The organism is Metabacillus dongyingensis, assembly GCF_019933155.2.
In the GTDB taxonomy this organism is placed as follows: Bacteria; Bacillota; Bacilli; order Bacillales; family Bacillaceae; genus Bacillus_P; species Bacillus_P dongyingensis.
In genome coordinates this window covers 4,898,000-4,922,921 of sequence record NZ_CP082944.1, presented here as the reverse complement: position 1 = coordinate 4,922,921, position 24,922 = coordinate 4,898,000, and the positions used below count along the sequence as shown (strand labels likewise).

23 protein-coding genes are annotated in these 24,922 nt (G+C 41.5%); 18 read left to right on the top strand and 5 right to left on the bottom strand.

Annotation, left to right across the window (positions count from 1 at the left end):
- The first annotated feature begins 18 nt into the window (after positions 1-18).
- Together kduD and kdgT are read left to right on the top strand one after the other, a co-directional pair.
- Positions 19-795, top strand: coding sequence for a 2-dehydro-3-deoxy-D-gluconate 5-dehydrogenase KduD (gene kduD / locus K8L98_RS24310; protein ID WP_223438734.1), 777 nt, complete (start codon positions 19-21; stop codon positions 793-795).
- 119 nt (positions 796-914) lie between these two features.
- The gene (gene kdgT / locus K8L98_RS24305) at positions 915-1,916 is read left to right on the top strand and encodes a 2-keto-3-deoxygluconate transporter (RefSeq protein ID WP_223438733.1); all 1,002 of its coding nucleotides are present in this window, start codon (positions 915-917) and stop codon (positions 1,914-1,916) included.
- 154 nt (positions 1,917-2,070) lie between these two features.
- On the opposite strand, the gene K8L98_RS24300 is transcribed toward kdgT, so the two are convergent.
- Positions 2,071-2,832 carry an IclR family transcriptional regulator gene (locus tag K8L98_RS24300; RefSeq protein ID WP_223438732.1) on the bottom strand — a complete coding sequence of 254 codons (762 nt, stop codon included), beginning with the start codon at positions 2,830-2,832 and terminating at the stop codon, positions 2,071-2,073.
- A gap of 340 nt (positions 2,833-3,172) precedes the next feature.
- On the opposite strand from K8L98_RS24300, the gene K8L98_RS24295 reads away from it, so the two are divergent.
- Both K8L98_RS24295 and K8L98_RS24290 read left to right on the top strand, forming a co-directional pair.
- On the top strand, positions 3,173-4,015 hold the full coding sequence (locus K8L98_RS24295) for an aldo/keto reductase (protein WP_223438731.1): 843 nt from the start codon (positions 3,173-3,175) through the stop codon (positions 4,013-4,015).
- A 165-nt stretch (positions 4,016-4,180) separates the two neighbouring features.
- Entirely contained in the window at positions 4,181-4,510 is a 330-nt protein-coding gene (locus tag K8L98_RS24290) for a hypothetical protein (protein ID WP_223438730.1), read from the top strand.
- Positions 4,511-4,525: 15 nt separating this feature from the next.
- On the opposite strand, the gene K8L98_RS24285 is transcribed toward K8L98_RS24290, so the two are convergent.
- Positions 4,526-6,079 carry an ABC-F family ATP-binding cassette domain-containing protein gene (locus K8L98_RS24285; protein WP_223438729.1) on the bottom strand — a complete coding sequence of 518 codons (1,554 nt, stop codon included), beginning with the start codon at positions 6,077-6,079 and terminating at the stop codon, positions 4,526-4,528.
- A 153-nt stretch (positions 6,080-6,232) separates the two neighbouring features.
- The gene (locus K8L98_RS24280; RefSeq protein WP_223438728.1) at positions 6,233-6,592 is read right to left on the bottom strand and encodes a DUF1801 domain-containing protein; all 360 of its coding nucleotides are present in this window, start codon (positions 6,590-6,592) and stop codon (positions 6,233-6,235) included.
- A gap of 458 nt (positions 6,593-7,050) precedes the next feature.
- Between K8L98_RS24280 and K8L98_RS24275 the strand changes: the two genes are divergently transcribed.
- From K8L98_RS24275 to qoxD, 5 genes are all read left to right on the top strand, one after another.
- Positions 7,051-9,228 carry a DNA topoisomerase III gene (locus K8L98_RS24275; RefSeq protein WP_223438727.1) on the top strand — a complete coding sequence of 726 codons (2,178 nt, stop codon included), beginning with the start codon at positions 7,051-7,053 and terminating at the stop codon, positions 9,226-9,228.
- Positions 9,229-9,667: 439 nt separating this feature from the next.
- A complete protein-coding gene (gene qoxA / locus K8L98_RS24270) occupies positions 9,668-10,726 on the top strand; it encodes a cytochrome aa3 quinol oxidase subunit II (protein WP_223438726.1) in 1,059 nt (352 codons plus the stop codon).
- A gap of 20 nt (positions 10,727-10,746) precedes the next feature.
- Positions 10,747-12,693 carry a cytochrome aa3 quinol oxidase subunit I gene (gene qoxB / locus K8L98_RS24265; RefSeq protein WP_223438725.1) on the top strand — a complete coding sequence of 649 codons (1,947 nt, stop codon included), beginning with the start codon at positions 10,747-10,749 and terminating at the stop codon, positions 12,691-12,693.
- A gap of 14 nt (positions 12,694-12,707) precedes the next feature.
- Positions 12,708-13,349 carry a cytochrome aa3 quinol oxidase subunit III gene (gene qoxC, locus K8L98_RS24260; protein ID WP_223438724.1) on the top strand — a complete coding sequence of 214 codons (642 nt, stop codon included), beginning with the start codon at positions 12,708-12,710 and terminating at the stop codon, positions 13,347-13,349.
- The gene (qoxD, locus tag K8L98_RS24255; RefSeq protein ID WP_223438723.1) at positions 13,339-13,650 is read left to right on the top strand and encodes a cytochrome aa3 quinol oxidase subunit IV; all 312 of its coding nucleotides are present in this window, start codon (positions 13,339-13,341) and stop codon (positions 13,648-13,650) included. The genes qoxC and qoxD overlap by 11 nt, the downstream gene beginning before the upstream one ends.
- 51 nt (positions 13,651-13,701) lie before the next feature.
- On the opposite strand, the gene K8L98_RS24250 is transcribed toward qoxD, so the two are convergent.
- Positions 13,702-13,986: a spore morphogenesis/germination protein YwcE gene (locus tag K8L98_RS24250; protein WP_223438722.1), complete on the bottom strand. Its 285-nt coding sequence runs from the start codon at positions 13,984-13,986 to the stop codon at positions 13,702-13,704.
- 404 nt (positions 13,987-14,390) lie between these two features.
- Here K8L98_RS24250 and K8L98_RS24245 point away from each other — a divergent pair, with 404 nt between their 5' ends.
- Entirely contained in the window at positions 14,391-15,338 is a 948-nt protein-coding gene (locus tag K8L98_RS24245; protein WP_223438721.1) for an ATP-grasp domain-containing protein, read from the top strand.
- Positions 15,339-15,438: 100 nt separating this feature from the next.
- On the opposite strand, the gene K8L98_RS24240 is transcribed toward K8L98_RS24245, so the two are convergent.
- Positions 15,439-16,755, bottom strand: coding sequence for a YjiH family protein (locus K8L98_RS24240; protein ID WP_223443754.1), 1,317 nt, complete (start codon positions 16,753-16,755; stop codon positions 15,439-15,441).
- A 229-nt stretch (positions 16,756-16,984) separates the two neighbouring features.
- Here K8L98_RS24240 and nfsA point away from each other — a divergent pair, with 229 nt between their 5' ends.
- The 8 genes from nfsA to K8L98_RS24200 all read left to right on the top strand — a co-directional run bounded on the left by nfsA (position 16,985) and on the right by K8L98_RS24200 (position 24,848).
- On the top strand, positions 16,985-17,734 hold the full coding sequence (gene nfsA / locus K8L98_RS24235; protein WP_223438720.1) for an oxygen-insensitive NADPH nitroreductase: 750 nt from the start codon (positions 16,985-16,987) through the stop codon (positions 17,732-17,734).
- 59 nt (positions 17,735-17,793) lie between these two features.
- Positions 17,794-18,456 carry a type 1 glutamine amidotransferase domain-containing protein gene (locus tag K8L98_RS24230; RefSeq protein WP_223438719.1) on the top strand — a complete coding sequence of 221 codons (663 nt, stop codon included), beginning with the start codon at positions 17,794-17,796 and terminating at the stop codon, positions 18,454-18,456.
- A gap of 170 nt (positions 18,457-18,626) precedes the next feature.
- Positions 18,627-19,076: an Lrp/AsnC family transcriptional regulator gene (locus K8L98_RS24225; protein ID WP_223438718.1), complete on the top strand. Its 450-nt coding sequence runs from the start codon at positions 18,627-18,629 to the stop codon at positions 19,074-19,076.
- Between the two features lie 167 nt (positions 19,077-19,243).
- Positions 19,244-20,854: a gamma-glutamyltransferase family protein gene (locus K8L98_RS24220; RefSeq protein WP_223438717.1), complete on the top strand. Its 1,611-nt coding sequence runs from the start codon at positions 19,244-19,246 to the stop codon at positions 20,852-20,854.
- Between the two features lie 25 nt (positions 20,855-20,879).
- Positions 20,880-21,449 (top strand): chromate transporter, encoded by a 570-nt coding sequence (locus K8L98_RS24215; RefSeq protein WP_223438716.1) that lies wholly within the window; start codon positions 20,880-20,882, stop codon positions 21,447-21,449.
- Positions 21,446-21,976: a chromate transporter gene (locus K8L98_RS24210; RefSeq protein ID WP_223438715.1), complete on the top strand. Its 531-nt coding sequence runs from the start codon at positions 21,446-21,448 to the stop codon at positions 21,974-21,976. Before K8L98_RS24215 ends, K8L98_RS24210 begins: the two co-directional genes overlap by 4 nt.
- A gap of 490 nt (positions 21,977-22,466) precedes the next feature.
- Positions 22,467-23,288 (top strand): PRD domain-containing protein, encoded by an 822-nt coding sequence (locus K8L98_RS24205; protein ID WP_223438714.1) that lies wholly within the window; start codon positions 22,467-22,469, stop codon positions 23,286-23,288.
- Positions 23,289-23,468: 180 nt separating this feature from the next.
- Complete coding sequence (locus tag K8L98_RS24200) at positions 23,469-24,848, top strand: sucrose-specific PTS transporter subunit IIBC (protein ID WP_223438713.1); 1,380 nt, start codon at positions 23,469-23,471, stop codon at positions 24,846-24,848.
- The last annotated feature ends 74 nt before the right edge of the window (positions 24,849-24,922 follow it).

The following is a 24,922-nucleotide window of genomic DNA, read 5'->3' as shown; positions in this document are numbered from 1 at the left end:
GGGGGAGGTGCAGGCAAGATGAGTATGAAGGATTTTTCATTGGATTATTTTAATCTGACAGGCCAGACAGCGATTGTGACAGGTGGAAATTCAGGACTTGGGCAGGCCTATGCGGTGGCACTTGCTAAAGCGGGGGCAGATTTATTCATTGCTGCCCGAGGTGCGAATTGGGGAGAGACAAGATCATTAATTAAAGAAACAGGCAGGAAGGTTCATTTCTTTCAGGCAGATCTGTCTGAAAGAAAGAGCGTGAAGCAAATAGTGGATGGGTGTATGAAGGTATACGGGAAGATTGATATTCTTGTCAACAATGCCGGAACGATCCGACGAGCTCCGCTGCTTGAATATACGGAAGAGGATTGGAATGCCGTGATGGATGTCAACTTGAACTCGGTGTACTTTTTGAGCCAGGAAGCGGCAAAGGTCATGGCCGGGCAGAAGCGGGGCAAGATCATTAATATCGGCTCAATGCTCTCCTTCCAGGGCGGCAAGTTTATTCCGCCTTACACGGCGAGCAAGCATGGAGTAGCGGGTCTTACGAAAGCGTTTGCGAATGAATTAGGGGCACATAATATCCAAATCAACGCCATTGCTCCTGGGTATGTCGAGACGGCGAATACTGCCCCAATTCGTGCTGATGAGCAGCGGAATGCAGAAATTATTTCTCGTATCCCGGCAGGAAGATGGGCATCAACCTCGGATTTGATGGGGGCTGTCGTCTTTTTAGCAAGCAGGGCTTCTGACTACATGAATGGGCATGTTCTGGCAGTTGATGGCGGCTGGCTCGCACGGTAAGAGGCGAAACGGGCAATAAATGTGTCCAGTTCTCCAGAGAATAGTAAGAATATTAAAACATCATGAATCTACCGAAAAGATTTGCTTAGGACATTAACTTATTGGAAGGGTAGAGAGATATGAAAATTATGAAAACGATTGAACGAATTCCAGGCGGTTTAATGCTTGTCCCGTTATTCCTTGGTGCCATTATCCATACTCTGGCACCTGGATCTGGAGAGTATTTCGGTTCCTTTACCAACGGCCTGATGACAGGAACGGTGCCAATTTTGGCTGTTTGGTTCTTCTGTATGGGTGCGAGCATTAATATTAAAGCGACAGGTGTTGTGCTGCGGAAATCTGGGACGCTTGTAGTAACCAAAATTGCCGTTGCCTGGGTCGTGGCAATTGTGGCATCTGCTTTTATTCCGGATGGAGGCATTCAATCGGGGCTCTTCGCCGGTCTATCCGTTCTGGCACTAGTTGCGATGATGGATATGACGAATGGCGGCTTGTATGCTTCCATCATGCAGCAGTATGGAACGAAGGAAGAAGCGGGAGCATTTGTTTTAATGTCGCTTGAATCCGGACCGCTTGTTACGATGCTGATTCTAGGGACAACGGGCCTCGCTGCTTTTGAACCGCAGGCGTTTGTCGGGGCTGTTCTGCCATTCCTGATTGGGTTCATTCTTGGAAATCTCGATACCGATCTGCGTGAATTCTTCAGCAGAGCGGTGCATGTAATGATTCCGTTCTTTGGCTTTGCGTTAGGGAGTTCGATTGATTTAACGGTTATAGCAAAAACGGGTCTTGCTGGTATCATTCTGGGGATTTTAGTCATTGTGGTAACTGGCATCCCATTAATGCTTGCAGATAAATTCCTTGGCGGCGGAAATGGAACAGCAGGTCTTGCTGCATCAAGTACGGCGGGTGCCGCGGTAGCCAATCCAATGATTATCGCTAATATTAAGCCGGAATTCTTGCCAGTAGCAGAAGCAGCTACGGCGTTGGTAGCAGCCTCTGTAATTGTGACTTCTATATTAGTGCCGATTCTTACGGCCTACTGGGCTCAGTTTATGAATAAGAAAAATAACCGCAATAAAATAATTCTGCAGGGAGATAAGAAAGCTTCCGTGTTATAGACGGAGAAAGGAAGACATATTGGATGTCTTTCTTTCTTTTCATTAATGAGGGAATGGGAAAATGAAGAAAATCTGAACCAAAAGTTATCTGGAATCTCTTCAAACTCATTATCAAAAAAGCCGCAATCCCGACATACGGATTACGACTTACTTTCTAGCCGCTATAGCCAAGGTTCCTTGAAATTTCAATGCTGCACTGCTTCATTTTTCCAATCAGTGTAGTTTCGATGAGTTCAGGGGTTACACGGTTGTTTGGTCCGGAAACACTGAAGCTGGCAATGATTTTGCCATTATGGTCAAAGATTGGGAAGGCGATGCACATGAGCGAAGCTTCATTTTCTGAGTTGTCCAGGGCATAGCCTTGAGAATCTACCTTTTCGATTTCTTCCAGGAATTCTTCCTTAGATGTAATGGTAGTAGGAGTTTTAGGAATAAACTTCATTTTTGAAATTGTTTCATTCTTTTTATCCTTATCCATACCGGATAACAGCACTTTACCTACCGCGGTACAATAGATTGGTGCGCGGCTGCCGATTCGGGAATACATCCGGATGGTCTGATTGCTTTCTATTTTATCAATGTATATCACTTCCCCGCGGTCCTCTATGCACAAATGAATCGTTTCGTTCACTTCCTGGCATAGTTTTTCCAGAAAAGGCTTTGCTATGGTGACAACATTTATGTTGTTGATTAAGTTCCTTGAAAGAAAAAGAACTTGAAGCCCAATTTTGTATTTGTCAGTTTCTTCATCTTTAATCGTATAGTTCATGTTCGTTAAAGTGGCAAGCAATCTATGAACTGTACTTTTAGTTAGCCCAACTTGCTCTGCTAAACGCGAGATTTGGATGCCTTCTGGATATTCGGAGAGCTTGTTTAATAATGTGAGAGCCCGTTCGAGTGATTGAACATTCGCCATTTTTTACGACCTCTTTTGTTTTGTGATTTGGTAGTATGCAGGATGTAAGCGCTGTTGTCCTTTATGATACGGTATAGTAATAACTTTGTAAATTTAAATTAGGAAATCTTATTTGGATGTAACATTGACACCTAATTGGAGGGAAGACCACGGTTATTAACATGATAAATGCATTTAGAAGAGCGGCTGGATGCCTGATGCATTGGTCGCAGGAGCGGATGAAAAGGCAGAGGCAGTTAAAATTCAGAAGCCTAATATGGTGGAGAATGTTCAGTAAGTAAGAGGATTTGAGTTCCACTTAGGGTATATAGTAAGTGATTAAAAAAGGGAGGACGAAGAAATGAAACCAGCTAATTTAAAAGACAGCGTTATACTAAGCAATGGAGTGAAAATGCCATGGATGGGACTGGGTGTTTTTAAAGTAAAAAATGGAGAAGAAGCCGTTCAGTCCGTTAAAGCTGCCATCAAAAACGGATACAGAAGCGTGGATACAGCTGCGATATATCAAAATGAAGAAAGCGTCGGCCAGGCGATCAAGGAGTGCGGAGTTCCAAGGGAAGAATTGTTTATTACAACGAAGCTCTGGAACAGTGAGCAGGGATATGAATCCACATTGAATGCATTTGAGACAAGTATGAACAAACTTGGACTTGATTATCTTGATCTTTATTTAATCCACTGGCCTGGAAAAGACAAATATAAAGAAACATGGAAAGCATTCGAGAAACTTTACAAAGAAAGACGTGTACGTGCAATCGGCGTCAGCAATTTTCAGATTCATCACCTTGAGGATCTCATTGCTGCCGCTGAAATAAAACCGATGGTCAATCAGGTAGAGTTTCACCCTCATCTCACTCAAAAAGACCTTATGGCTTACTGCACAAAAGAAGAAATCAGACTCGAAGCATGGTCCCCCTTAAAGCAGGGCCAGCTGCTAAATGAACCTGTTATTGAAAAAATCGCTAAAAAATATAATAAATCGATTGCTCAAGTGATTTTACGCTGGGATCTCCATCATGAAGTCATCACGATCCCTAAATCCGTTAAAGAACAGCGGATTGTTGAAAATGCTGATATATTTGATTTCGAACTCACCTCAGAAGAAATTGCAGAAATCGATGGTCTAAATCAGGACAGCCGTGCCGGTTCACATCCTGATACGATGAGTGTAGGGTTTGAGTGATAAAGATTGATTCACAAAAATGGACTTCTTTTTAATTGAGAGGTCCGTTTTTATGTTGGCTCTTTTCGTATACTTTGCTGTTTTTTCCACTTTTAAACTATGGAATTGATTGAACTTCAAGATGAGTGAAGGATACGGTGTGGCGAGGAAGACTGAGTTTCTAAGATGAAGGAAATTGGCGGCGAGAAGATTACGGCCAGCAATGACAAGTCATTTAATCTATTTAGGCGGCTGTTTCAATTTTTAAAATCTGACCCTTGTCTTCACTCGGAGGTTATTGAAGGAGACAACATACAGCTTGATTTTACTAAAGCTAAGTTAGTTAGAGGAAATCACATAACGATCGGTGAAAATTGTGAAATAGGAATGATAGAATATACCGGAACGCTTGAAGTGCATCCAAAGGCATCTGTTCAAGAATCTAATAAAATAAACAAAACATCCCCGCAGATTCCTTGCGGGGATGCTTTGTTTATCTATTGTGCTTCATTCTGAAGCCATCCAGTCGGCTCACTTGCCTGCTTCTGCCCATTCTTCCACGTTCCAGACCTTTGTAATCCAGTCTTCGTAGAAGTCAGGCTCATGGCATACGAGAATGACTGTGCCTTTGTATGCTTTTAATGCGCGCTTTAATTCTTCTTTGGCTGTTACATCCAAGTGATTTGTCGGCTCATCGAAAAGGAGCCAGTTGCTTTCATACTGGAGCAATTTGCATAAGCGGACTTTTGCCTGCTCTCCGCCGCTAAGCTGATTTAATGGACGGGATATATGCTCATTCTTCAAGCCAACTCGTGCAAGCATCGCACGAACCTGATGCTGATCAAGGCCGGGGAATGCATTCCAGACGTCATCAATTGGCGTGATATTCTCTGCTTTAACTTCCTGCTCAAAGTATGAAGGGAAAAGGAAATCACCTAGCTGGATCTTACCGCCTAATGGATTTATTTTCCCTAAGATCGTTTTGAGCAGAGTAGATTTACCTACTCCATTGCACCCGACAATCGCAATTTTCTCTCCTCGTTCAATGGTCATAGTGAGCTTTGGAAGAAGCGGGTGTGTATATCCAATTTCAACGTCTTTACCTTCAAACACAAATCGGCTGCTTCCTCGTGACTCTTTAAATTCAAAGGTCGGCTTCATCGCTGTTTCAGGACGGTCAATCCGGTCGATGCGGTCAAGCTGTTTTTGACGGCTTTTTGCACGTCCGGTAGTTGAGTAGCGCGCTTTATTTTTTGCAATGAAATCTTCCTGCTTTTTAATGAATTCCTTCTGCTTTTCATAAGCATGAAGATGCTGGTTTTTATTGATTTCCGCAAGCTCCAGGAATTTTTCATAAGTAGCCGTATAGCGTGTCAGCTTGGAAAATTCTAAGTGGAAAATAACATCAACGACACCATTCATAAATTCAGTATCATGGGAGATCAGCAAAAATGCGTTTGGGTATTCTTTCAGATAATGGCTCAGCCATTGGATATGCTCAACATCTAAATAGTTGGTAGGCTCATCCAGAAGGAGAACCTCAGGCTGTTCAAGCAGAAGCTTTGCCAAAAGCACCTTTGTCCGCTGTCCTCCGCTCAGTGCAGATACGTCACGGTCAAGTCCGATTGCATCAAGGCCAAGACCGCGTGCTGCTTCCTCTACCTTAATATCCAGGGAATAGAATCCGCCGGCATCAAGGTGATCCTGAATTTCCCCCATTTTCTCAAGCAGCTCTTCCAGTTCTTCTGGACTCGCACTGCCCATAAGTCCAATGACTTCGTTCAATTCTTCTTCTTTTTTATATAAAGGCAAGAAAGCGTCTCTTAAAACGTCTCTAATTGTTTTCCCTTTTGATAACACAGTATGCTGGTCAAGGTATCCGTAATGAACGCCGGGTGTCCATTCCACTTTGCCTGAATCATGGATCAGCTCTTTCGTAATAATGTTCATCATGGTCGATTTTCCAACACCATTTGCGCCGACAAGACCAACATGTTCTCCAGGCAAAAGTCTGAAGGAAACGTCTTTAAATAAGATCCGGTCGCCAAAGCTGTGGCTTAACTTCTCAATTGTAAGTAAACTCATATTCTATTTAACCCTCCGCTGCATTCTAAAATATTCATTCTACCATCATACTAAATCCTTATGTTTTAAGCTATACCGGAAAGCCGGAACATTATGGCACTGCCTCTTATTCTGCATAAAGTATATTTACAAAAAAAAGCAGCGATTCCGCTGCTACATGACATGCTTATTCATTAAATCTGTTAGCATATTATCTATGCATCTTAAAATAGTTTGCTTAGAAGTTTGAGAATTTTCTTTTATAATAATACAGGTTTTCCCTGTAATACGGGTTGCAAGGTCTTCATGATAGGCTGCTACGATGTTCGGATTCATTACATAAAACATGAGACCTTCTTGTCTTCCGGCATAGCCGACGAGGGGCTCACCGTTCATGTAATAAACGGGAAATCCGTATTCAAATCCTTCTTTTGCCCCAGGCAGGGCTGAAAGAATCTTAGTCCGGAGCATGTGCATATCCTCCAGATGTTCTTCTTTTGCTTTGCGGAAATAAAGCTGTACTTCGGAGTGCATCAAGGTACCTCACTTTCTGCTTGTCAAAATCACGAATCTCTTCTAATTATGGTAACATAAAAGGGGAAACTTGGTTTAAGCCATAAGGGGAATCCGATGAGAGAAACTAATTTAGCCATGTATTTTGACAGATTTACACATATAGAAAAATTAGATAAAGGTTTTTCAAGCGACTTGAAATTATTAGCTGTTTGCAAAAGCGCTTTCTAACAAAGAAAGCGGTATTCATTTAGAATATGGCGAGAAAACAATAAGGTTCATCGATGAAAACTGAGGCAATCATGAAAGATCGTCCCTTTATTCTATTGCACGATGATTTCCATCCTGCCAATTTTATAGTCAGAAATGGAGAGGTGCAAGCTGCATAGATTTTGATGATCCCTATCATGATTGGTTCAAATATTACGGCTGCATTTTGTGATACCATATAATATCGAATGAAAGTGAGGAATGTGACTATGGGAAAAATCGTCGTACTTGCAGAAAAACCCTCTGTAGGAAGGGATTTGGCAAGAGTTTTACAATGCGGAAAAAAAGGCAACGGATACTTTGAAGGCAGTACGTACATTGTTACCTGGGCGCTTGGGCATCTTGTGACGCATGCAGATCCTGAGGCTTACAGTGATTCTTATAAAACGTGGAAAATGGAAGACCTGCCAATGCTGCCGCAGGAACTGAAGCTTGTCGTTATTAAAAAAACAAGCAAACAATTTCACGCGGTTAAAGCTTTATTAAACCGGAAAGATGTAACGGAAATTGTCATTGCAACAGACGCAGGGCGGGAAGGCGAGCTTGTTGCAAGGTGGATTATTGAAAAGGCTCATATTCATAAACCGATTAAGCGTCTTTGGATTTCATCTGTAACGGATAAAGCCATTAAAGAGGGATTTAAAAAGCTGAAAAACGGCAAAGAATATGAAAATTTATTTCATTCTGCAGTCGCGAGAGCAGAGGCTGACTGGATTGTCGGCATGAATGCTACCCGTGCTTTGACAACAAAACACAATGCCCAGCTTTCATCAGGCAGAGTTCAAACACCTACACTTGCCATTATTGCAGAGCGGGAAATTGAAATTAAGCAATTTAAACCGAAGGCCTATTACGGTTTAAAAGCAAATACAAGCGCAGGCCTGCATCTAGTATGGCAGGATGCAAAAACGAAGGATATTAAGACGTTTGATAAAGAGAAAATCGATTCATTGAATAAACAGCTTGCTGACAAGGACGCAGTGATTATCTCTGCTGACAAAGCTTATAAGAAGACTTTTTCACCGGGCCTTTACGATTTAACAGAGCTGCAGCGTGATGCAAATAAACGGTTTGGCTATTCTGCTAAAGAGACTCTTTCCATTATGCAAAAGCTGTATGAACAGCATAAAGTTCTGACATATCCGAGAACAGACTCCCGATACCTCAGCTCAGATATTGTCGAAACGCTCAGCGAAAGAGTAAAAGCGTGCGGCGTAAAGCCATATGCAAAAGCAGCGATGAAAATTCTTCAAAAACCAATAAAGGGCAATCCTTCATTTGTAGATGACAGCAAGGTATCTGATCACCATGCCATCATTCCGACAGAGGAAACGGTGATTGCGTCTGCCTTCAGTGATAAGGAAAGAAAAATATATGATCTGGTTGTCAAACGGTTCCTTGCTGTTTTATCTCCCCCTTTTGAGTACGAACAAACGACCATTACTTGCAAAATTGGACAGGAAACGTTTCTTGCAAAAGGGAAAGTGGTTCTTTCCCAAGGATGGAAGGAAGTTTATGAGTTTGAAACGGATGAAGAGAAGGAAGGCCTCGCTGAGCAGAAACTTCCTGTACTGAATAAAGGGGACCTTTTAAAAATACAGTCCATTACTCAGACAAAAGGAGAAACAAAACCGCCTGCACGCTTTAACGAGGCAACTCTGTTGTCTGCTATGGAAAATCCGGCGAAGTATATGTCCGGCAATGCTGATTTAAAGAAGGTCATTGGTGAAACTGGGGGCCTTGGAACGGTAGCAACCCGTGCTGATATTATCGAGAAATTATTTAACAGCTTCCTAGTTGAAAAGAAAGGCAAAGAGCTATTCGTCACTTCAAAAGGAAAACAGCTGCTGGACCTTGTGCCGCAGGATTTAAAATCACCTGCGCTTACAGCTGAATGGGAGCAGAAACTGACGCAAATCGCAAAAGGAAAGCTGTCAAAGCAGGCTTTCATCCAGGAGATGAAGGGGTATGCGAAGACTGTCGTACAAGAAGTGAAAAATAGCGATAAGAAATTCAAGCATGATAACATCACAGGACGAAAATGTCCTGAGTGCGGAAAGCTGCTGCTTGAAGTGAACGGTAAAAAAGGCAAGATGTTTGTCTGTCAAGACAGAGAATGCGGGTATCGCAAAGGAGTGTCACGGACAACAAACGCAAGATGTCCTGTCTGCCACAAAAAGCTTGAACTGAGAGGCGAGGGCGAAGGGCAGATCTTTGTCTGCGGATGCGGCCACAGGGAAAAACTTTCTGCGTTTACAGAAAGGAAGAAAAAAACCCAAAACAGCAAAGTATCAAAAAAAGAAGTCGCGAATTACATGAAAAAACAAAATGATGAGCTTTCAAATCCGGCTTTAGCAGACGCTCTGTCAAAATTAAAATTTGATTAATGGAAAGCAGTCTTGGCTTTAAGCTGAGACTGCCTTTTCATGCTTTTACAGAAATTTACAGCAAGTCTTCTAAGCTGAGAGTTTGAAAGACTCTTGTGAGTTTGATCACATATAGAATTGGGTAAAAAAGGTTTGACGAATCTACTGTCTAACTTATCCTTAAAAAGAAAAATTTTCATTAAAGCACTTTCAATTCCAATAAATGAAAGGAATTACATAAATATGACTAAAGTATGATAAAAATGTGACATTTGTTTGAACGACTGATGAAATTCTCGTGACATTTAAGAAATGGCATCACATATGGAAGCTAGCTCTGCTAGCATATAGAGGAAAAAGAAAACGAAATCATCGTTTTTCTGAAATAATTTATAGGCATGCACTTTTAGCATCCAGATTATAGTGAATCAGTTATTAATTAGGAAGGAAGGTGAACCTGGTGTTCAAGCTGTTTAAACCATTTTTAGCGTTAGGTCTATTACTCTCTGTTTTTTTACTCGGCGGATGCAGTGAACTCGTCATCCTAGATCCGAAAGGGCCAGTTGCAGCTGCACAAAGTGACCTTATTCTCTTGTCGATAGGTTTTATGCTATTCATTCTTGCTGTTGTTTTTGTTCTGTTTACTCTCATTGTTGTGAAGTATCGTGAGCGCAAAGACAACATGGAATATGAACCGCCTGAAATGGAAGGAAGCAAATTCCTTGAAATTGTATGGACGGTTATTCCAATCATTATCGTTATTGCACTTTCAATTCCTACAGTGCAAACCATCTATGCACTAGAAGAGGCTCCTGAGTCTTCAAAAGACAAGGCACCTTTAGTCATACATGCTACATCTGTTGACTGGAAATGGATTTTCTCTTATGAAGAAGAGGGAATTGAAACGGTTAACTACTTAAACATTCCTGAAGATCGTGCAGTTGAATTTAAACTATCTTCTGCTGATACGATGACAGCATTCTGGATTCCTCAATTAGGCGGACAGAAATATGCGATGTCAGGAATGCAGACAAAGCTTTTCCTTCAGGCAGATGAGCCTGGAACATATGCAGGACGAAATGCAAACTTTACAGGTAAAGGCTTTGAAAGACATACATTCAATGTAGAAGCTATGCCTGAAGATAAATTTGAAGACTGGGTAGAGAAAACAAAAGACTCTGCTCCTGAATTAACACAGGATCAATATGATCAGCTAATGCTTCCGGGAACAACTGGAAAAATGACATTCTCTAACACGCATCTTGGATGGGTGGATCACTCAAAAGACTCAGAGTATGCAGTAAGAGTCCGCGAGCAATCCGGCTATGAATTGCACAAGCATGATGAAGTGGATCATTTAGAGAAATTAGATCCAAATAAAGAAATGAACATCGATCATTCTATTAAATCAGAAGGTCATTCAGAACATGGAGAAGACCACTCCGAACAGGAAACAGATCATTCAGAACACGAATCAGAAGAACAGACTGAAGATCATTCAGCACACGATTCTCACTGAGAAGGGAGGAAACACCAACTATGAAATGGGATGAATTTATTGTAACCGGCGATCCGTTGATTTTAGGAGCGCAAATCTCAATTTTACTAACTTCGATTGCCGTTGTTTTCGTACTCACTTATTTTAAAAAGTGGAAATGGCTCTGGACAGAATGGATTACAACTGTCGACCATAAGAAGCTTGGAATTATGTACATCATTGCTGCAATTCTGATGCTGTTCCGCGGAGGGGTTGATGCGCTGCTTATGCGTGTTCAGCTTACGCTTCCGGAATCAGAGTTTTTAAATGCACAGCATTATAATGAAATTTTTACAACACACGGAACGATTATGATTATCTTTATGGCGATGCCGTTCCTGATTGGATTAATGAACGTTGTTGTTCCTCTGCAAATTGGAGCTCGCGATGTGGCATACCCATATCTTAACTCATTAAGTTTCTGGACATTCTTTGTTGGTGCCATGCTGTTTAACATCTCATTTGTTATTGGCGGATCACCTGATGCAGGCTGGACGAGCTACACGCCTCTCGCTGGAGCAGAAGCAAGTCCCGGACCTGGACAGAACTATTACCTCCTCGGTCTTCAGATTGCCGGGATCGGTACACTTTTGACAGGTATTAACTTTATGGTCACGATCTTGAAGATGCGTGCACCGGGTATGACGCTTATGCGCATGCCGATGTTTACTTGGACATCTTTAATCACTTGTTTGATTATCGTGTTCGCTTTCCCAGTATTAACGGTTGCACTTGCATTGATGTCGTTTGACCGATTATTCGGAACAGCGTTCTTCACCCTTGAGAATGGCGGTATGCCAATGCTATGGGCAAACTTGTTCTGGATTTGGGGACATCCAGAAGTTTACATTGTTATCTTGCCGGCATTCGGTATTTTCTCAGAAATTATTTCGACGTTTGCAAGAAAAACCTTGTTCGGCTACAAAGCAATGGTTATCTCCATCGTAGCGATCTCTGGGTTGAGCTTTGTCGTTTGGGTCCATCACTTCTTTACAATGGGTTCAGGAGCGCTTGTTAACTCATTCTTCTCGATTACGACAATGGCGATTGCCATACCGACAGGTGTTAAAATCTTTAACTGGCTCTTCACGCTTTATAAAGGAAGAATCAGATTTACTGTACCAATGCTTTGGTCACTTGCGTTTATTCCAAACTTCGTAATCGGCGGGGTAACAGGGGTTATGCTTGCGATGGCTGCAGCAGATTATCAGTATCATAATACGTACTTCCTAATTGCACATTTCCATTACGTATTAATTGCTGGTACTGTATTTGCATGTTTTGCCGGATTAATTTTCTGGTATCCAAAAATGTTTGGTCATAAATTGAACGAAAGAATCGGTAAAGTAAGCTTCTGGCTCTTTACAATCGGTTTTAATATTTGCTTCTTCCCAATGTATTTCCTAGGTTTAGCAGGTATGCCTCGCCGTATCTCAACGTACGGTGCGGCAGACGGCTGGACTGGGCTGAATGTTGTTGCATCTATTGGTGCAGCAGGAATGGCATTAGGATTCGTTGTTCTTGTTTATAACATCTACTACAGCTTCCGTTACTCACCGCGTGAGCAAACAGGAGATGCATGGGATGGACGTACGCTTGAATGGGCTACAACAACAATGATTCCGCCTCACTATAACTTTGCGGTTACACCTGAGGTTAAGGGTCTTGATGCATTCTGGCATATGAAAATGGAAGAAAAAGAAACAGGCAAGAAAAAAGAAGTAGAATACAAACCGATTCACATGCCTAACTACTCGGGCAGACCGTTTATCATGTCTGTGTTCTTCGGCATCAGCGGTTTCGCACTAGTTTTCCACTGGTGGATTCCGGCAATTGCAGGTTTAATTGGAATTTTCGCTTGCATGATTCTTCGCTCGTTTGAACAGGATCATGGTTTCTATGTAAGTGTTGACGAAATAAAAGAAACAGAACAAAAAATATCTGTGTAAAGGAGGCGTGAATTATGGAACATGCACATCATCATGAAGAACATGATCCAAATTTGCCTCTTGAATATCAATCGGAAATTGGCCGATTGAATATTCTGGGCTTCTGGATCTTCTTAGGTGCTGAAATTGCGCTGTTTGCAACGCTCTTTGCCACCTACTTTGTATTAGCACCTATGACAGCAGACGGACCGCTGCCAACTGATCTTTTCAAGATCGAAGGCGTATTGATTATGACGTTCCTGCTGTTAACAAGCAGTTTCACATGTGGTCTTGCTATTCACGAATTGCGTCGTCATAATCAAAAAGGCGTTATTTTGTGGACCATTATCACATTGGCACTAGGTTTAGGATTTGTCGGCTATGAAGTATATGAGTTTGTAGAATATGTTCACCATGGTGCTACATTGCAGGCTAGCGCAATGTGGTCTGGATTCTTTGTTTTGGCAGGAACCCATGGACTTCACGTCACTATCGGGATATTCTGGATTAGCTTTATCTTAATGCAAGTAAAGAAACGCGGGTTAACACCTCAAACATCTGCGAAGCTGTTTATCTCAAGTCTTTACTGGCATTTCCTAGACGTTGTCTGGATTTTCATCTTTACTGGAGTGTACTTGCTCCTTATGATGGGAGGATTAAGTCCACATGGCCACTAATCAGCAAAAAACAGCAGAGGGTCACAACCATTTTCCTTGGAGTCACGTAATTGGTTTTATCTCTTCGATTGTATTGACACTTGTAGCTTTATGGCTTGGATTATATACTGATTTTGCATTATCAGTAAAAATCGCTGTTGTTTTCACACTAGCATTCCTGCAGGCTGGCATCCAGCTATTTATGTTCATGCATATGACGGAATCAGAAAGCGGAAACGTTCAGGTCGTAAATACAGCATTCGCGATATTTGTTGCGGTTGTAACAGTTCTTGGATCTGTTTGGGTTATGAACGATCATTAAAATACAAACAAAAACACCCTGACCTATTATGGTCAGGGTGTTTTTGTTTGTTTATTTAATGAGATCCAGATTGCTTTTAGAATCTGTTTTGCGTTTGATGATTGGTTTTGCATAAATGAGATAGGCTGCAACATGTGCAAAAACTAGATTAATAATGAATAGAGAACCTCCAAATACGTGCATGGCCATATTCAGATCCATTGTTGCATACATGCCGAAGTACACCCAAAGCAATAAAATAAACGGTATGTGAAGGAGTGCCAGATTTTTGCGCTGATCCCACAAGAATAGCGGAGTGGCACTTACAATAAGTAAATATACGAAAAATACATCCATTTAAAACAACTCCCTTTTAAATAGTTCTTGTCAACGCTTACATTATTTTAATTGTGACAAACCGATAAACACTTTGTGAACGTTTTGTTACAATTAGTATATCATACCAGTATTAAAATTCCAGTACTTCTAACTATTTCTTGCAAATAAATTTTGAAAATACTGAAAAATAGGCTTAACTAGTAATTTTTATAAATATTTATAAACATATTACCTACCTATGCTCTAACTGATTATCCACATTTTATGATCACTTTCACTTTGGATACTCTTTTCTACATTACTTGTTCATTGCACCGGGATCAGCCAAATCCATACTTAAGACGTCAGCTAATTGACAGGTAATTGATCGATATAGTAGGATTACACTAATTTATAACGAATAGTGGATGGGGGATATTAAATTGAGTAAAGTTTACATCATTCATGAAAACGAAGAGTGGACGGTTCACCTGACAAAAAGGCTGGACGAGCTTGATGTGCCTTATGAAGAATGGCATTTGGATCAAGGCATGATTAATTTATCTGAAGCGCCTCCAGAAGGGGTTTTTTATAACCGGATGAGTGCATCCTCTCACACTCGGGGTCACCGGTTTGCTCCCGAACTTACGGCATCTGTATTGTCCTGGCTTGAAAGACATAATCGGAAAGTATTAAATGGCAGCCGCGCGATTCAATTAGAAGTAAGCAAGGTTGCTCAATATATGACATTAAATGAACACGGGATCGAAACGCCAAAAACAATTGCTGCTGTTGGTAAAGAAGCAATTTTGAACGCATCAAAAGAATTTGAGGGCCAGCCGTTTATCACAAAGCATAACCGGGCGGGGAAAGGTCTTGGAGTTCAGCTGTTCCATTCAGTTGAGGCGTTGAAGCAATATGTTTCAGGTCCAAATTTTGAAGAGCCTGTGGATGGTATTACGTTAATTCAGCAATACATTCAAGCTCCAGAGCCATATATCACCCGCTGTGAGTTTGTAAACGGCAAGTTCCTTTATGCAGTGCGTGTGGATACTTCAGAAGGCTTTGAACTCTGTCCTGCTGATGCATGCCAAATTGGAGATTTGTTCTGCCCTGTTGGAGAAGAAGTGCCGGAAAAACCGAAGTTTCAAATTGTAGAAGGTTTTGATGATCCGATCATCTCTAAATATGAAAGCATGCTGGAAGCAAACAATATAAAGGTAGCTGGAATCGAATTCATCCGTGATGAAACCGGAACCATTTATACGTACGATATCAATACAAATACTAACTATAATGGTGACGCAGAGGCAGCAGCAGAGAAGTATGGCATGCTTGAGATTGCCAAGCTGCTTAAGACTGAATTGGAAAAGACAGCAGTGACAGCTTAAGTTCTAAGAATGCTGAATCATCCATAAATGATAAAAAACTGCAAAATTCATAGAAAATCAAAACGCATGGACCTTTTTGGTCCATGCGTTTTTTGAAATTTTAAAACAACATATGTGCAATTCCAACAATAACTGGAAGTGTAATGAATGTTCGAAGCAGAAAAATAATCACTAAATCTTTAAATGAAACTGGGATTTTCGAACCCAGAAGCAGCCCGCCGACTTCGGACATATAAATAAGCTGGGTAACAGAGACACAAGCTATAATAAATCTGGTCATTTCACTCGCGATTTCACTCGCTAATACAGTAGGCAGGAACATATCTGCAAATCCGACAGCAAGTGTTTTGGATGCCTCTTTTGCTTCTGGTATTTGCATCAATTCAAGCAGGGGAATGAATGGCATCCCTAGCCAATCAAATACTGGTGTGAACTCCGCTGCTATTAATGCAAGTGTTCCAAGTGACATCACAATCGGGGCAACACCCATCCACATATCAAGGACATTCTTTGTTCCATCTTGAAAGAAAGAAATGACACTCTTATTTTTATCTGCCTGAACAAGTGCCTGTTTATAGCCCCAGCTAAATGGAGTAAATCCTTTTGGCACAGCTTCTGTGATCTTTTCATCCTGACCGTGGTAGTAAGTATCAGGTTTAGTGGACAGTGGAGGAATTCTAGGCAGAACTAAAGCTGCAATAATTCCTGCAAACGTAACAGTTAAATAAAAGGGAACAAACATGTATCCAAGGTTTACTTGAGAGATGACAACTATACTGAAGGTAATCGAAACTACAGAGAAACTTGTGCCAATAATGGCAGCCTCACGTTTTGTATAGAAGCCTTCTTCGTACTGCTTACTTGTCAGCAATACGCCAATTGTTCCATCACCAAGCCAGGATGCGACGCAATCAACAGAGGATCTGCCCGGCAATTTAAATACAGGTCTCATAAACTTGGCAAGCAATGAGCCAAAAAGCTCAAGCAAACCGAAATTCAGCAATAGAGGCAGTAATAATCCTGCAAAAAAGAATACTGAAAATAAAATGGGAAGAAGATCATTTAAGAGAAGTCCGCCGGTATTTTCAGACCAAATCCATTCAGGGCCTATTTTAAATAATGTCAGAACGGCAAAGATAGCTCCCATCAATCGGGCGAAAACCCATATTACAGGAACATCGAACAAAGCTGTAAAGAAAGGGCTTCTTTTAACAAAACCAGGTTTAGCTGCCTTTGCAAAAAGAGTACCAATTAAAGTTAAGATAATGATAACTGTCATAATGGCAGGCAAAAAATCACCAAGTGCCTTCTGGAGAATCCCAGAAAGGATGGCAATTGGAATGGTAACCTCATCATTATATTTAATTGGAACCATAAATAATAAAATTCCAAGCATAGATGGGATGATAAATTTCATTGTGCTATTAGTCTGTGATGTCAATGTGTGTGCTCCTTACTTCTAGTACATATTTATGTAACGTGTGTTATTTTAATACAGCTTGGCGAAAACGCCAATGCTTTTAAGCAAATTTCCTGTATTTTCACAAATACAATACCCGGTACAAAAGTTACTTAATCCTATTAACTGCAAAATGACCGGAACTTAGGTAAGATAGTTAAAACAAATAACAAAGGAGACCTGAATGATGAACCAAATAATTGACACGATTTTATCCCATCGCTCTATTCGAAAATTTGAAGAAAAACCGCTCAGCGATGAACAAATCAAAACAATCATTGAATGCGCCCAGGCGGCTTCGACTTCTAGTTTTATACAAGCGTATTCCATAATTGGCGTGAAGAATCCAGCAGCTAAACAGAGATTGGCAGAGCTTGCAGGCAATCAGTCTTATGTCGCTCGGAACGGACACTTCTTTATTTTTTGCGCAGATTTGCACCGTCACGAAGTATTGGCTGAGATGGAAGGCGTGAACTTAGATGAAACGCTCGAGAGCACAGAGAAATTCATGGTGGCTGCAATAGATGCCTCGCTTGCAGCACAAAATGCAGTCATTGCAGCTGAATCGATGGGACTTGGCGCCGTTTATATCGGAGGATTGCGAAACAGTTTAAACGAGGTCTCAGAGCTCCTTAAAACACCAAACAGAGTCGTGCCTCTTTTTGGACTTGCTGTTGGGTATCCGGCCCAAAATCCGGATAAAAAGCCAAGAATCCAGACGGAACATATATACCACGAAGAAGCTTACGAATCTGACAGCGGAAAATATATCAGGCAATTAGAAGACTATAATCGCGTCATCTCTTCCTATTACCATGAACGGACTGATGGAATGAGAACGGATACTTGGACAAGTCAAATGGCAGCCATGCTTTCTAAGCCGACGAGAATGTATATGAAAGAGTTTGTTGAATCAAAAGGGTTTAATAAAAGATAAGCCGGGAAAACTTACTTCGTATGAATAAATTTGATTTTACTCATGAAGGAGCGGTATGAATGGCAGAAAAAATTTTAGTCGTTGTGACCACTGCAGATAAAATTACAGATGAACATAAAACAGGCCTTTGGCTGTCAGAATTTGCTGAACCGTATGAGGAATTTACCGGGCATGGTTATGAGGTAACTGTAGCAAGTCCTAAAGGAGGAGATGTTCCTCTCGATCCCGGCAGCTTAGAAGGCGTGGAACAAGATAAATGGTCAGAGCCCATCAGCAGGCTGAAAGAAACTCAGATGCTGGATGACATTCAAGCAGATGAGTATGCAGCTATATTCCTTCCTGGCGGTCATGGAACCATGTTTGATTTCCCTTCTAATAAAAAACTGCAGGAGCTGCTCGTGCATTTTGCAGAATCTGATAAAGTCATTGGCGCTGTCTGCCACGGTCCTGCTGGTTTCGTTGGCCCTGTCCTTTCAAATGGAAAACCATTAGTGGAAGGCAAACGATTAACTGGATTTACAAATGAAGAAGAAGCGGACACCAAATTGGATCAATACATGCCTTTTCTTTTAGAAACAAAGCTTACAGAACTTGGTGCAGAATTTGTGACCACTCCAAAATTTACTGAGCATGTAGAAGTAGACGGTAAGCTGGTTACTGGTCAAAATCCGCAATCAAGTATAAATGCGGCAAAAGAATTTGTCAGAGTTTTATCAAAATAAGCTGCTGAAAAAGACCTTAAATGGTCTTTTTTTGTTGGTTTTTGTTTCACGTGGAACGTTTCCCTTGAGAAACATTTAATTGAACACCTTTTCTTAAAAAGTTGCTGTGAGTATAATGAAATTATTATTTGGAGGATTCGATAGGGCTTGTAAAGAAAGTGGTGGGAAGATTGAAAATAGATGAGACTGACCGAAAAATCATAAAATTGCTGACGGATAATGGCCGCATGTCCTATGTGGATATTGGAAAAGAGTTAGAGCTTTCCCGAGTTGCCGTAAGAGAAAGAGTCAATCAATTAATAAATGAGGGTGTAATCGAAAGGTTTACAGTAGTCGTCAATTCAGAGAAGGTTGGCAGGTCTGTATCGGCATTCTTTGAAGTGGATTGTGAGCCAGCCTTTTTAATAGAGGTTGCTGAAACACTTGCAGACAATCCTAAGGTCGCTAGCTGCTATCAAATGACAGGTCCGAGTACCCTTCATATGCACGTGCTTGTTGAGAATTTCACGGCTCTTGAAAAATTCATTAATCATGAGCTTTATGCTTTAGAAGGGATAACGCGAGTTGAGAGTCACATCTTACTCCGCAGATTTAAGAGCAGGAATGGACTGAAATTATAGATCAAGAAGCTTTTTGCACCTAGAATAGATTGAATATTTAACATATTCAGATATAATAAAATGGGAGATGGATATTACAAAAGTTAACAATAAAAAGAAATATGCTTAACAATTGTTTGCTTGCGGATAGGTTTTTAAAACACTATGACTACAAGGGGATCAACAATATGAACTTTGATTATTTATATCACCCATATCCTTCAGAGCGGCAGACTGTTTTTGCGAAAAATGGAATGGTCGCAACATCACAGCCTCTTGCGGCACAGGCTGGTTTGGAAATCCTGAAAAAAGGCGGCAATGCTGTCGATGCGGCGATTGCAGCTGCCGCAGCCTTGACAGTTCTAGAGCCAACTTCTAATGGAATTGGAGGAGACGCATTTGCTCTGGTTTGGACAAATGGGAACCTGTATGGTCTAAATGCAAGCGGACCTGCCCCATCAGCGCTCTCCATTGAGGCTGTAAAGGCTAAGGGATACACAAAAATGCCTGTACATGGAGTAACTCCTATAACAGTTCCAGGTGCTCCTGCTGCTTGGGTACAGCTATCAAAACGGTTTGGACGCCTTCCTCTTCAAGAAGTGCTCTCACCTGCAATTGAATATGCTGAAGAAGGATATCCTTTGACTCCAATTTTGGGGAAATACTGGTCTCTTGCTTATGAAAAATTCAAAACCACTCTAACAGGTTCTGAGTTTGAAGCGTGGTTTACTACATTTGCACCAAATCAGCGATCCCCTAAAATCGGTGAAATCTGGCGTTCTCCGGATCATGCAGCTACATTAAGGGAGATAGCAGAAACGAGCGGGGAAAGCTTCTACCGCGGACGATTAGCAGAGAAAATCAGCTCCTTTGTCGAAAAGCATGGAGGTTTTCTATCAAAAGAAGACCTTGCTTCTTATGAAGCTGAATGGGTTGATCCGATCTCAGTGCATTACAAAGGATATGACGTATGGGAAATCCCGCCTAATGGCCAGGGGATTGTCGCTTTGCTTGGCCTCAATATCTTAAAAGGCTATTTGGTAGCCGAGAAGGACAATGCAGATACATACCATAAACAAATTGAAGCGATGAAGCTCGCTTTTACTGACGGGAAAGCATACGTCACAGATCCAAAAGAGATGAAGATCACAACGGAAGAACTGCTGTCAGAACAATATGGAGAAAAGAGAAGGGCCGAAATAAAAGATGAGGCGATTTTACCTGAAGCTTATGAGCCGGCAAGAGGTGGCACGGTTTATTTGGCGGCAGCGGATGGGGAAGGCAATATGGTTTCTTTCATACAGAGCAACTACATGGGATTTGGTTCGGGCGTTGTGATTCCGGGAACGGGGATCTCGATGCAAAACCGAGGGCATGATTTTTCTCTTGATGAAACACATCCCAATGCCTTAAAGCCAGGGAAGAAAACCTATCACACCATTATTCCGGGTTTTTTGACAAAGGATAATCAAGCTGTCGGTCCTTTTGGAGTAATGGGCGGGTATATGCAGCCGCAGGGACATCTGCAGGTAGTCATGAATACCATTGATTTTCACCTGCATCCGCAGGCAGCTCTTGATGCACCGCGATGGCAGTGGATTGAGGGAAAAAAGGTCCTTGTTGAACCACATTTTCCTTCCCATCTCGCACAGGCTTTAGTCCGGAAAGGGCATCAAATCCAAATGACAGTGGATACAGGCCAATTTGGACGCGGGCAGATTATTTGGAGGGATCCTGATACAGGTGTGCTAACTGGCGGTACAGAGCCAAGAGCAGATGGATCAATTGCGTCTTGGTAAGTGAAGAGAATGAGGTGACCTTTCTGTGAAACAGTGGAATATTTTCATTGCATTTTTCAGGTCAGGCATGCTTGGATTTGGGGGAGGTCCTTCGACCATTCCGCTTGTGCATAAAGAAGTGGTTGAGAGATTTAAATGGATGAATGATGATGAATTTTCAGACGTACTGGCACTAGGGAATACACTTCCGGGTCCAATAGCAACGAAAATGGCCGGTTACATCGGATATCGGATCGGAGGCTATGCAGGCATGCTGAATGCTGTAATCGCAACAGCGCTTCCAACAGTATTCTTGATGATTTTACTGCTGACAACCTTAAATGCTTATAAAGATGAGGCGTGGGTCAAAGGAATGTCTCAAGCCGTTCTGCCGGTCGTTGCAGTTATGCTGCTAACCCTTACATGGGATTTCGCGAAGAAATCGTCGCAGTCCTTTGGATTGGTTAAAACGGTTATCCTTATGGGAGCATCCTTTGTCTTAATGGAAGCTCTGCACGTTCATCCGGGTATTTTAATTGGCATTCTGCTGATGTGGGCTATTTTTTATAGGGAGAAAAGCGGCAGGAAGAAGAAAGAGAAGGGGATGCATTCATGATTTACTGGCACATTTTTTTGGCTTTCTTCCTTCCGGGCATCCTCGGTTATGGTGGAGGTCCAGCTTCCATACCCCTTATTGAAAAAGAAGTCGTTGACCGCTATGAATGGCAGACCGTCAGTGAATTCAGTGAGACACTGGCTCTTGGAAACGCACTCCCTGGCCCGATTGCAACAAAAATGGCCGGATTTATCGGCTATCAGCAGGGAGGCCTGCTTGGGGCAGCAGTTGGGCTGTTTGCAACTATTGCTCCCTCATTGATCTTAATGCTGATTCTTTTAAAGGTTTTAATCAAATATAAGGAATCGCCTCAGGTAAAAAGGCTTTCCATAGTGGTAAGGCCTGTCATCGCGGTTATGCTTGGAGTCATGACCTATCAATTCCTGGATAATGCAGTTCTTGGTTTTGGAATATGGCATACTCTGCTGCTGTTTATCCTTAGTTTCGTCCTGCTTGAAAAAATGAAAGTTCATCCTGCCTATGTCATAGCCGGAGCTCTGCTTTATGGAGGGGTTTTTCTTTCATAGTCTGGTTCTATTCTGTTTGTCCCTCTTCAAAAATGGAAGAGGGTCTTTTTTAGCAAAGAAAAAAATTATGCAGTTCGATGTCTAGCTCCTTCGCCAAGAACAAATCAGGCTAAAAAGTCAAACCCGGACTATCGCCGGTATCTTATCTGCCATCCCTGAACTAAACTGGCGGTCCGCTTTTCTGTGTTAAATTTGAGATAATCACAATAGTTTTAGACTTATCAACAGCCCTGTGAATAAATATATTTCCTCTGCATATATAGTGGCGAACAATTGTACCCACACAAAATGTGGATAGAAATTGTGGATATGTTGATAACTTCTGTTGATAACTGTTGTCGAATTGTGGAATAACGTGTGAATATCTAATAATTTAACAAAAACTTTAAAAACGTTTACATGAATTTACAAAAAAAACATGTATTTGTGCTTTTTCAGCATTTTTGGCATGATGGTGATACAATCACGCTCGGCAGGAAGGAATGGACCTTTGAGAATCTATAAAATCTTAAACAATAATGCTGCAGTCGTTCTTGATGAACAGCAGGAGAAAATTGTAATGGGCCCGGGGATTGCTTTTCAAAAAAGCAAAAATGATATTATACCGGCCAGTAAAATTGAAAAAATATTTGTGATGAGAGAAGAAAGCGAGAAATTTCAGCAGCTGCTGCAAATGGTTCCCGAGAAACACGTTGAGCTTGCCGAAGAAGTCATCAGCTATGCGGAAGGCCAATTGATGTCACCTCTTAGCAATCACATTCACATAGCATTAACAGATCATCTGTCATTTGCAATTGAAAGAATTCAGCAAGGCTATCAAATTCAAAATAAATTGCTGAATGAAATTAAGGTGCTCTACAAAAAGGAGTTTGAGATCGGGATTTGGGCGATCCAAAAAGTACAGGAAAAGCTTGGGGTTTCTCTTCCGGAAGATGAAGCGGGACATATTGCCCTCCACATTCATACGGCGAAATTAGATTCTTCTGATATGACGGTTACATTAAAGCATGCGACCATCATTCAAGAATCAATCAGCATAATAGAACATCACTTCGGTCTAAAGCTGAGTAAAAATTCCATCTCCTATCAGAGGCTGCTGACCCATCTTAGATTCGCTTTAAATCGCCTTGAGCAGGATGAGGAATTTCATGTTATGGATATCGAAATGCTTAGACTCATTCAGGAAAAATACGCATTTGCCTATCAATGTTCAAAGAAGATTGCGGATTATTTAAGTGAGGAATACATCCTGCATTTTCCAGAATCTGAGATTGGATATATTACCCTTCACATCCAGAGATTAAGCGAGTAAAAAAATCTTGACGAACACGCTTTCATCTCATACAATGAAAGCGTATTAAAAGTTCATATCCGGGATTGTGACTGGTTATGCAGGCAAGACCTAAAATTTGTAAAGAGATCATTGGAGAAACTCTGTCTATGATATCTTTATAAGTTTTAGGTCTTTTTCTATTTAAAAAGGAGGATAAACATGAATTATAAAGACATTGCAGAAAAAATTGTACCGCTGCTCGGCGGAAAAGAAAATATCATCAGTGCCACACACTGTGCGACAAGACTCCGTTTAGTTTTGCAGGATGAAAGCAAAGCAGATAAGGCGGAAATAGAAGAAGTTGAAGGGGTTAAAGGCGCATTTGCAAGCTCTGGTCAATTTCAAATTATTTTTGGTACCGGGAATGTGAATAAAGTCTATGAACAGCTGCAGCCAATGATCGGAAAAATGGATGTAGATTCCGTATCGCATGCTGAAGCTGTAAAGCAAAAAATGAATCCTTTTGCCAGATTTGCAAAAACACTGTCGAATATCTTCGTTCCAATCATTCCTGCTATCGTAGCGAGCGGTTTATTAATGGGTCTGCTTGGAATGATGAAAGCATTTGAATGGGTCAGCACGGACAGTCCATTCATTGTTTTGCTGGATATGTTCTCAAGCGCAGCCTTTATTATTCTGCCGATTCTAATTGGTGTCAGCGCATCCCGCGAGTTCGGAGCAAATCCCTATTTAGGAGCCGTCATAGGGGGGATTCTTACTCACCCTGTCCTGCAAAATCCGTGGGGACTGGCTGAGGCGAAGCCTGAGTATTTGAATTTTGCAGGAATGGATATCGCGATGCTTGGCTATCAGGGAACCGTAATTCCAATTCTTCTTGCGGTTTATGTCATGAGCAAAATTGAGAAAGGGCTCCGCAAGATTGTACCTAACTCGATTGATTTGCTTGTCACACCGTTTTTGACCATTATCTCAACAGGCTTTATCGCTTTAATTGCCATTGGCCCTCTTGGCCGCGGGTTAGGTACTTTGATTACAACTACGTTAACTTACGTTTATGATACAGCCGGTTTTATGGCGGGTCTTATCTTTGGCGGAACCTATTCTTTAATCGTACTGACAGGTGTTCATCACAGCTTCCATGCCATTGAAGCAGGTCTTCTTGCCGATCTTGGGAAGAACTATCTCCTTCCAATCTGGTCAATGGCAAACGTTGCTCAGGGCGGAGCGGGTCTTGCCGTTTTCTTTATGACAAAGCGCGCCAAAACAAAAGAAATTGCATTGCCTGGTGCTTTCTCAGCCTTCTTAGGAATTACTGAGCCGGTTATTTTTGGAGTTAACTTGCGCTACCGCAAGCCATTTATTGGAGGAATGATCGGCGGAGCACTTGGGGGTGCATATGTAGTCTTTACGAACGTAACGGCAAATGCTTATGGATTAACGGGTATTCCGATGATTGCGATTGTTGCTCCATTTGGAACATCTGCCATCATGAATTATCTGATCGGATTCGTGATTGCCGTAGCAGGAGCGTTTATTGCGACGCTTCTTCTCGGATTAAAAGAAGACGAGACTAAGTAGGACTTGCTATCTAAAACAAGAATTAAGTATGCTATAACTAAAAATCAGGCAGTCATATGCCTGATTTTCTTTTA

Excerpts from the sequence above, each read along its gene's own strand:
- kduD (WP_223438734.1), top strand. The coding sequence starts at position 19 with ATGAGTATGAAGGATTTTTCATTGGATTATTTTAATCTGACAGGCCAG.
- kdgT (WP_223438733.1), top strand. The coding sequence starts at position 915 with ATGAAAATTATGAAAACGATTGAACGAATTCCAGGCGGTTTAATGCTT.
- K8L98_RS24300 (WP_223438732.1), bottom strand. The coding sequence starts at position 2,832 with ATGGCGAATGTTCAATCACTCGAACGGGCTCTCACATTATTAAACAAG.
- K8L98_RS24295 (WP_223438731.1), top strand. The coding sequence starts at position 3,173 with ATGAAACCAGCTAATTTAAAAGACAGCGTTATACTAAGCAATGGAGTG.
- K8L98_RS24290 (WP_223438730.1), top strand. The coding sequence starts at position 4,181 with ATGAAGGAAATTGGCGGCGAGAAGATTACGGCCAGCAATGACAAGTCA.
- K8L98_RS24285 (WP_223438729.1), bottom strand. The coding sequence starts at position 6,079 with ATGAGTTTACTTACAATTGAGAAGTTAAGCCACAGCTTTGGCGACCGG.
- K8L98_RS24280 (WP_223438728.1), bottom strand. The coding sequence starts at position 6,592 with ATGCACTCCGAAGTACAGCTTTATTTCCGCAAAGCAAAAGAAGAACAT.
- K8L98_RS24275 (WP_223438727.1), top strand. The coding sequence starts at position 7,051 with ATGGGAAAAATCGTCGTACTTGCAGAAAAACCCTCTGTAGGAAGGGAT.
- qoxB (WP_223438725.1), top strand. The coding sequence starts at position 10,747 with ATGAAATGGGATGAATTTATTGTAACCGGCGATCCGTTGATTTTAGGA.
- qoxC (WP_223438724.1), top strand. The coding sequence starts at position 12,708 with ATGGAACATGCACATCATCATGAAGAACATGATCCAAATTTGCCTCTT.
- qoxD (WP_223438723.1), top strand. The coding sequence starts at position 13,339 with ATGGCCACTAATCAGCAAAAAACAGCAGAGGGTCACAACCATTTTCCT.
- K8L98_RS24250 (WP_223438722.1), bottom strand. The coding sequence starts at position 13,986 with ATGGATGTATTTTTCGTATATTTACTTATTGTAAGTGCCACTCCGCTA.
- K8L98_RS24240 (WP_223443754.1), bottom strand. The coding sequence starts at position 16,755 with ATGAAATTTATCATCCCATCTATGCTTGGAATTTTATTATTTATGGTT.
- nfsA (WP_223438720.1), top strand. The coding sequence starts at position 16,985 with ATGAACCAAATAATTGACACGATTTTATCCCATCGCTCTATTCGAAAA.
- K8L98_RS24230 (WP_223438719.1), top strand. The coding sequence starts at position 17,794 with ATGGCAGAAAAAATTTTAGTCGTTGTGACCACTGCAGATAAAATTACA.
- K8L98_RS24220 (WP_223438717.1), top strand. The coding sequence starts at position 19,244 with ATGAACTTTGATTATTTATATCACCCATATCCTTCAGAGCGGCAGACT.
- K8L98_RS24210 (WP_223438715.1), top strand. The coding sequence starts at position 21,446 with ATGATTTACTGGCACATTTTTTTGGCTTTCTTCCTTCCGGGCATCCTC.
- K8L98_RS24200 (WP_223438713.1), top strand. The coding sequence starts at position 23,469 with ATGAATTATAAAGACATTGCAGAAAAAATTGTACCGCTGCTCGGCGGA.